This is a genomic window from Curtobacterium sp. 179-B 9B NHS (assembly GCF_045370965.1).
Lineage (GTDB): Bacteria > Actinomycetota > Actinomycetes > Actinomycetales > Microbacteriaceae > Curtobacterium.
This window is the reverse complement of sequence record NZ_JBIQDQ010000017.1, coordinates 66,948-74,529: the sequence shown is the minus strand read 5'-3', so window position 1 is coordinate 74,529 and position 7,582 is coordinate 66,948. Positions and strand designations below refer to the sequence as shown.

Below are 7,582 nucleotides of genomic sequence, written 5' to 3'. Positions count from 1 at the left end.
GCGCGGCGCCTCGCGCTGCCGCGCGTCAGTCGCGCCGGGCGCCCTGCGCGGCGTGCACCGTGAACACGGTGGGCTCGCGGTACCCGGCCGAGGCGAAGGCGGACGTGACGGCGTCCGTGATCGCGCCACGGGCCTCCCGGTCGACCAGCGCGATCGCCGCACCGCCGAAGCCGCCACCGGTCATGCGTGCGCCGACAGCGCCGTGCGCCATCGCCGTCTCGACCGCCAGGTCGAGCTCGGGCACCGAGATCTCGAAGTCGTCGCGCATCGACGCGTGCGAGGCGACGAGCAGTTCGCCGATCGCGCGCGGACCCTGCTCGCGGAGCGTGCGCACCGTGTCGAGGACGCGCTGGTCCTCGGTCACGATGTGCCGGACCCGTCGGAAGGTCTCGTCGTCGAGGAGCTCCTGTGCGCGGGGCAGGTCCTCGACGGCGACGTCGCGGAGTGCCTCGACGCCCATGGCCGCAGCGCCGCGCTCGCACGAGTCGCGCCGGGCCTTGTAGCCGCCCGTCGCGTGGGCGTGCTCGACGCGGGTGTCGATGACCAGGACCTCGAGCCCGTTGGCCTCGAGCGCGAGGTCGACCACGGCGGTGTCGAGTGTGCGGCAGTCGAGGAAGACGACCGCGTCCTGCTCACCGAGCAACGAGGCGGACTGGTCCATGATGCCGGTCGGGGCGCCGACGGCGTGGTTCTCGGAGTACTGCCCGACGCGGGCGAGTGCCTTGCGGTCGAGGCCGAGCTCCCACAGGTCGGTGAAGGCGAGCGCGACGCCGCACTCGATCGCGGCGCTCGACGACAGGCCGGCGCCGACCGGGACGTCCGACTCGATGAAGACGTCGAAGCCGGTCTTGTCGGACAGGTCGGCTCCGGCCTGCTCGCGGAGCGCCCAGGCGATGCCGAACACGTAGGCAGACCAGCCGTCCATGTTCTCCGGCGACAGCGCGTCGAGCGAGAGCTCGTGCACCGCGTCCGGCTCGAAGGCCGACGCGACCCGGATCAGCCGGTCGTCGCGCTGCGCGATCGACGCCACCGTCCGGCGGTCGATCGCGAACGGCAGCACGTAGCCGTCGTTGTAGTCGGTGTGCTCACCGATCAGGTTGACGCGGCCGGGCGCGGAGTACCGCACCGCCGGCTCGTACCCGTAGACCTGCTGGAACGTCATGCGCGTTCGATCCCTCCTCGGATGAACTCGGCCGCCTTCTCGGGCACGAGGTCCCCGATCCAGGCGCCCATGGCGGCCTCGCTGCCGGCCAGGAACTTGAGCTTGTCCGCCGCGCGACGCGGGGACGTGATCTGCAGCATGAGCCGCACGGTGTCCCGCGCAGTGTGCACCGGCGCCTGGTGCCACGCGGCGATGTACGGCGTCGGGGTGTCGTAGAGCGCGTCGAGGCCGCGGGTGAGCCGCAGGTGCATGTGCGCCAGCTCGTCCTTCTCGGCGTCGGTCAGGCCGGCGAAGTCGGGGACGTGCCGGTGCGGCAGCATGTGGATCTCGATCGGCCAGCGTGCTGCGAACGGCACGAAGGCGGTGAAGTGCTCGCCCTGCAGCACCACGCGCTCGGAGGCGCGCTCGTTCGCGAGGTGCTGCTCGAACAGGTCGGGACCGAAGCGCTCGATCGACGCGAGGAGCCGCTGCGTGCGGGGCGTGACGTACGGGTACGAGTAGATCTGCCCGTGCGGGTGGTGCAGCGTGACGCCGATCGCCTCGCCCCGGTTCTCGAACGGGAACACCTGCTGGATGCCGGGCATCGCCGACAGTGCCGCGGTGCGGTCCGCCCAGGCCTCGACCACGGTGCGGGCGCGTGACTCGCTGATGGAGGCGAACGAGCCGCTCGTCTCGGGGGAGAAGCACACGACCTCGCAACGACCGACGCTCCGGAGCTGGCGGTTGAGCCCGACGTCGGACAGCGATCCGAGCGACTCCGGGCCGTCCTCGGCCTCGAGCAGGGGTCCGAACGAGGGCGAGCGGTTCTCGAACACCGCGACGTCGTAGCGGCTCGGGATCTCCGACGGGTTCGCGGCGGTCTGCGGCGCGAGCGGGTCCTGGTCGGCCGGCGGCAGGAACACGCGGTTCTGCCGGCTCGCCGCGATGGACACCCACTCGCCGGTCAGGACGTCCTGCCGCATCCGAGCCGTCTCCGGTCGGGGGTCGAGGACACGCTGGTCGATGCTGCGCTCGGCGGGCAGCTGCGTGTCGGCGTCGTCGAAGTAGATGAGCTCGCGGCCGTCGGCGAGCGTCGTCACGCGCTTGGTGATCACCGACCCACCCTACCGCGCTCGTGAAGCGTTGCGAAGGACTCCGTAAGTGCGCGAAACTCGTGCCGTGGACGACGACCTCTCCTTCCTCGCCGGGTCGCTGCCCGCGCCGCTGCGGCAGGACCGCATCGTCTCCATCGTCGAGGGCGCGCCCGGCCTGGTCCGGACCGCCGCCCTCGCGGCGGCGCTGGGCACGAGCGAGGTGACCGTCCGCCAGGACCTCGCCCTGCTCGACCAGGAGGCCCGCATCCGGCGGGTGCGCGGCGGTGCGGTCCGCCTCGGGGTCGGTTCCACCGAGCGCCCCTTCGAGGAGACCGCCGTCGAGCACCAGGTGGCGAAGGCCGCGATCGGCCGCGCTGCGGCCGACCTGGTCCGGTCGGGGCAGTGCGTCGTGCTCGACGTCGGCACCACGCCCGCGGCGGTCGCGGAGGCCCTGGTGGCGCGGTCCGACCTGGTCGACGTCACCGTCGTCACGAACTCGCTCACCACCGCACTCGCGCTCGAGCGGGCGGTCCCGCGCTTCACCGTCGTCGTGACCGGTGGCACCCTCCGGCCGCTGCAGCACTCCCTCGTCGCGCCGTTCATGGGTGCCGTGCTGCCGATGATCGCCGCGGACCTGGTGTTCCTCGGGGGTACGGGACTCGACGTCGGCCACGGCCTGACGAACGTGAACCTGCCCGAGACCGAGGCGAAGCGGATGCTCGCCGCCGCGGCCCGGCGTACCGTCGTGGTGGCGGACGGCTCGAAGTTCGGCCGGGCCCACCTCGGTGTCGTCCGTCCGCTCGAGGACATCGACGTCGTCGTCACCGCCGGGGCCACGGCGGACGCGGTCGCTCCGATCCGGGCGGCCGGCGTCGAGGTGGTCGTGGCGGACGAGGACGGCCGTGCAGCACCAGACGGAAGGAAGTCGCAGCCATGACCGCAGCAGCACCCACCGGAGGGCAGTACCACCTCCGGCACGCAGGACCGGACGGGGTCGTCGAGGCCGTCGTCACCGAGGTCGCCGCGGGGATCCGGGAGCTCCGGGTCGCCGGGTTCGACCTGACCGAGCCGTTCCTGGTGACGTCGCTGCCGCCGGGCGCCGACGGCATCGTGCTCGTGCCGTGGCCGAACCGCGTCGCCGGTGCCGTCTGGGAGCTCGACGGGAAGCGGCAGCAGCTGGACGTCTCCGAGCCCAAGTACGGCAACGCCTCGCACGGGCTGCTGCGGTTCTCGCCGTACCGCGTGGTGTCGCAGACCGGGTCGTCGATCGAACAGCAGGCGACGATCCACCCGCAGCACGGCTGGCCCTTCACGCTCGAGACCCGCGTGCACCACGAGCTCGTCGACGACGGGATCCGGGTGACCCACATCGTCGTCAACCGCTCCGGCGTCCGCGCTCCGTTCGCGGTCGGCGCGCACCCGTACCTGCGTGCGGGTGACACCCCCGCCGAGGACCTCGTCGTCACGCTCGACGCCGCCACGGCGTTCACGGTCGACGAGCACAAGATCCCGGACGGCACGGTGTCCGTCGAAGGCACGCCCTACGACCTGCGATCGGGGCAGCGCGCCGGGGACGCCGACCTCGACACCGCGTACCGGGACGTCGCCGCCGACGAGCACGGCGTGCGCCGCACGACGCTGCACGGTCCGGAGGGCGACGGCGTCGAGCTCTGGCAGGACGAGTCGTTCCCGTACGTGCAGGTCTTCACGTCCCGCGAGTTCCCCCGCGGCGACGGCACCGGGCTCGCCGTGGCGGTGGAGCCGATGACCGCGCCCGCGAACGCCCTGAACTCCGGCGAGGGCCTGCGCTGGCTCGAGCCCGACGAGTCGTGGACCGGCACCTGGGGCATCCGCCGCGTCTGGTCCTGAGCGCCGCGGTCTCGCCTGGGACCGCTCTGCCGGATCCGGACCCGGACCCGGTCGTGGTTCCTGGTCGCGAGACATGCCGCTCAGGTCCTCGGCCAGCGGCACGTCGTGCGACCGGAACGATCTCGGGCGGCGCGTTGTGCGACCAGGACGGCGGGCACGAGACCTGCGAACGCGAGATGCATGCGCAGCACGTGAGCGACCACGAGACCTCCGGACACGACGAAGGCCGCCCCGTCCGGGGCGGCCTTCGTCGTACGTGCTTCCGGTGCGTCAGGCGCGGCGCATGCGCAGCGCCTCGACCGCGAGGGACTCCGTGCCGTAGCGCCCGATCTCCTGTGCCCAGGCCGGGTCGTCGCCGCGCAGGGCCGTGTACTCCTTGCCCTGCCGGCACACGTAGCCGAGGACGGCGGTGGCGGTGGCGACCTCGACGAAGTCGGTGCGGATGTGCCGCGTGGTGACGCGGGCGTTCCGGCGGAGGGTGTCGAGGAGGAGCTGGTTGCTCATCGTGGTGTTCGTCGCTGCGGCGAGCTCGACGATGCGGCGCGCGTCACCGGTGGTGCTGGCCTGCGTGGCGTCGATGGGCTCGGTCACGGTGTACCCCGTTCGTTCTCTGGTGCTGCGGTGCTGTTCGGTCCGTGGATCAGGACCGGGAACGACACTATCGGCGCTGTGCAGGCAAACCGCTGAACAGGGTCTGGACTGTGCACAAGACGCACCATGAACATCCTGTGACGGAGTTGTACCCCGGTAGGCGTCTCACGAGAGAGGAGGTGGGCCCCGTGGGGCTCGAACCCACGACCCTCGGATTAGACGTGACCCAGTCCCAGGGGGTTCCGCGTTCTTCGTAGTTCGCGGAATCGGCGCCGGTTGCGTTTCAGTCCGTCGCGGCGTCTACCAGGAGGTGCCGAAGTATGTTCGGGATAAGTTCGGGGTGAGCAGTGGGTTCACCGCTCAGTGGGCGGGCTCGTGTGGACGGCGGTTATACGTCCATCCGCCCGCCCCATCGCTCACGAAGGGTCCTTCAGGCGGGTAGCGAGGTAGGGCAGCGCCTCAGACGGCGACCCACTGCGCGTTCGCACGGGCCACGACGTTGAGGTTCGGAACTTGGAGATTGTCGCTGAAAACGACATATTCAGAGCCGATGTGCTGTTTCTGCGCAGTGTGCGCGATGCTGAACTGGGCTGCACGATAGCCGCGATACAGGTCGTCGGTGATCTGCTCTGCGGTGTCATAGGTCAAGATCCACGGGACGGGCGTCTGGGCGAGATGTGCGGCCAGTGCAGCGTGATCCTCATAGGAGAGAGAGTCGAGGTACAGGTCCTCGCCCTGCACGATGTACGGCGGATCGACATAGGCGAGCGCCTTCTGTCCCAGCCCTTCGATGCTGGACATGAAATCCTTCGCGTCGAGTTGTGTGACGCTAACGCGCCTTCTGTACTGCCCGATGATGCCTACTCGCTCGGCCAGCGCGGCCCGATTGAAGCGGGCGTCAATCTTCCAGTTCCCCGTCTGCTCAAGACCACCAATTGGTCGCGCGGAAAGAATACCCGACCGGTTGCACCTATTCAAAAAGAATGTCGCAAAGCCTAGGGTCAGGTCGTCATGGCCCTCGGGGTGGTCGAAGATGGCCCGCTGAACATGCCACTCGTCAATAGTCACGGGTGCCTGCTCAATGGCACGGATGAGACCTGCAGTGTCTTGGAAAACCGCCCGCCAGAACGCGGCTACTCCTGGCGCAAGATCGTTGATGTGAATATTGCGGACAACTTCGTCCACCAGAAGCTTGAGGGCCGCTCCGGCGCCCCCCGCGAATGGCTCAGCGTACGCGATGGGGCGGATGCTCTGTTCGCGGATCAAGCTGGCTAGGTATGGTGCCATCCTCGCCTTCCCGCCGGGGTAACGCAGTGGGCTGACGTAGCGTGGTGCCATCAGACGCTGCCGCCAAGCAGTTGATCGATACCAGCCAGGACCGGGCGGAATGTGCTGCTGAGGTTCCTAACCTCGCTCGCAGTCGGATCGCCGTACAGGTTGTGGACAAAAGCGTGGAGTGACTGCACCGCCATCCCGTCGTTGTCCTGGGTTCGGGTCCAAGCCATCTCCAAATCTTTCTGGCGCTTAATCGGGTTATAGCATTCCGGGTCGATCGCCAGCAGGGCTTCGCGAAGCTTCTTGCTTAGCTTCGCACCCTCGGTGCTCTTCACGACGCCCTTTTCAATTCCTTCCGACACGACAAGTTCGAGCAATATTCTGATGAGAATGCCCGCAACTTGCGGTGAGTCGTCGATGTTGATTTTCTGCGCACCCTGCAAGAGCTTATTGATGCGAGGGTTGACGTTCGGAAGTTTGAGCTTATGGAAGATTACAGGTTCAGGCTTCTGGGTTTTGGCTTTTGGAGTCTTTCCCGGCGTGGCTGACTGATCGTCAGTGGCCGGCTCGTCCTGGTCTGCCGCTTCTGTCGAAGCGCTAGCGGCGGTCTGGTCGTCTTCGTCTTTGCCGTCCACTGCGACAGCGGATGGGACCTGTGGTTTAGCAAGTCTCCGCGATCGATCTGGGAGGGTCTCGTGCCGATCTGACACGTAGGCGCGCCGTTGCTCCTTGGTTTTGATATCGGTGACGGAAAGGCTTCCGGCGAGATCTGCGAAGACGCGCGCTACGCCCGCGCGAAGGTCCTCAGGATCGTAGTGGTACACGATGCCGTCAGCCTCAAATTCGAAGCCGAGGTCCGAACGCACGTCCGGATCGGCAATCAGGCGGCCGAGGGTGGTCAGTCTTGTCCGCCGGACGGTAGCTACGTCGCTAAGGAGGGCAGTGTCGGACGGGAATGTCAACTCGATGGCTTCGCAGAAGATAGTTGCGCGATCCGCTTGCGAGCCACGCTTCCTGCGATAGTTGTTCGTTTGCCAGGCGGCCCACTCAAGTACGCCGACGCCTTCGTTCTCGCCCGTGTGTCGGAGGTCGATCCAATGCTTGGCTGCGTCGCGGTTCTCGGCGAGGAAGACGTCCATCGACGAGGGCGGCGTGCCCGTGGAGGCAAGGGCCTTGTATCGCTTCACGAGGTCGAGATCGAGATTCGTGCCCGCATCGGCGGCGAGATCAGGGTTGGCGAGGAGCTTCAGGCAGGCGAGCCGACGGTTGCCCTCGATGACCACCAATTCCCCGTCCTCTTCGACGGCCACAGCTGTCTCGGTGGGATTCAGGCTCCCCTGAGCGACGATGTCCTTCGCGAGGGCGAGCATCTTCATGGGGGCGTCTTGAAGGAGCGCCGTGATGGCGTCGTCCTGGCTCGACACCGCGTCGGCAAACCGAGGATTAGTTTCGTCGAGCAGGAGTCCGCTGATCGGTTCGTTCTGGATCATGGAGTTATCCTCGCATCATGGGGCACTGGTAGACACGAGTGTCTCTGCTGGCTTGAGATTACTTGAGCCGGATCTCCCAGACCCGCGCGCATCGCGGGGTGCAGCACGAACCGATCGCTGTG

General features: G+C 68.0%; 7 protein-coding genes. 2 read left to right on the top strand and 5 right to left on the bottom strand.

Going from position 1 to position 7,582, the window contains the following annotated elements:
* Nucleotides 1–25: 25 nt before the first annotated feature.
* Together galK and galT are read right to left on the bottom strand one after the other, a co-directional pair.
* Entirely contained in the window at nt 26–1,162 is a 1,137-nt protein-coding gene (galK, locus tag ACH0A8_RS13660) for a galactokinase (RefSeq protein WP_406907376.1), read from the bottom strand.
* Nucleotides 1,159–2,256, bottom strand: coding sequence for a galactose-1-phosphate uridylyltransferase (gene galT / locus ACH0A8_RS13655; RefSeq protein ID WP_209685384.1), 1,098 nt, complete (start codon nt 2,254–2,256; stop codon nt 1,159–1,161). Before galT ends, galK begins: the two co-directional genes overlap by 4 nt.
* A gap of 64 nt (nt 2,257–2,320) precedes the next feature.
* Between galT and ACH0A8_RS13650 the strand changes: the two genes are divergently transcribed.
* Complete coding sequence (locus ACH0A8_RS13650; protein WP_406907375.1) at nt 2,321–3,172, top strand: DeoR/GlpR family DNA-binding transcription regulator; 852 nt, start codon at nt 2,321–2,323, stop codon at nt 3,170–3,172.
* Nucleotides 3,169–4,104: an aldose 1-epimerase family protein gene (locus tag ACH0A8_RS13645; protein ID WP_406907374.1), complete on the top strand. Its 936-nt coding sequence runs from the start codon at nt 3,169–3,171 to the stop codon at nt 4,102–4,104. Before ACH0A8_RS13650 ends, ACH0A8_RS13645 begins: the two co-directional genes overlap by 4 nt.
* A gap of 270 nt (nt 4,105–4,374) precedes the next feature.
* Here the strand turns inward: ACH0A8_RS13645 and ACH0A8_RS13640 are convergent, their stop codons facing one another.
* The 3 genes from ACH0A8_RS13640 to ACH0A8_RS13630 form a co-directional block, all read right to left on the bottom strand.
* Nucleotides 4,375–4,695 (bottom strand): hypothetical protein, encoded by a 321-nt coding sequence (locus tag ACH0A8_RS13640; protein WP_066656746.1) that lies wholly within the window; start codon nt 4,693–4,695, stop codon nt 4,375–4,377.
* Nucleotides 4,696–5,154: 459 nt separating this feature from the next.
* The gene (locus tag ACH0A8_RS13635) at nt 5,155–6,033 is read right to left on the bottom strand and encodes a DNA adenine methylase (RefSeq protein WP_406907373.1); all 879 of its coding nucleotides are present in this window, start codon (nt 6,031–6,033) and stop codon (nt 5,155–5,157) included.
* Entirely contained in the window at nt 6,033–7,460 is a 1,428-nt protein-coding gene (locus ACH0A8_RS13630) for a hypothetical protein (protein ID WP_406907372.1), read from the bottom strand. Before ACH0A8_RS13630 ends, ACH0A8_RS13635 begins: the two co-directional genes overlap by 1 nt.
* Nucleotides 7,461–7,582: the final 122 nt, after the last annotated feature.

What these genes read in the sequence shown, in the direction of transcription:
- galK (WP_406907376.1), bottom strand. Translation starts at nt 1,162, where the DNA reads ATGACGTTCCAGCAGGTCTACGGGTACGAGCCGGCGGTGCGGTACTCC.
- ACH0A8_RS13645 (WP_406907374.1), top strand. Translation starts at nt 3,169, where the DNA reads ATGACCGCAGCAGCACCCACCGGAGGGCAGTACCACCTCCGGCACGCA.
- ACH0A8_RS13635 (WP_406907373.1), bottom strand. Translation starts at nt 6,033, where the DNA reads ATGGCACCACGCTACGTCAGCCCACTGCGTTACCCCGGCGGGAAGGCG.
- ACH0A8_RS13630 (WP_406907372.1), bottom strand. Translation starts at nt 7,460, where the DNA reads ATGATCCAGAACGAACCGATCAGCGGACTCCTGCTCGACGAAACTAAT.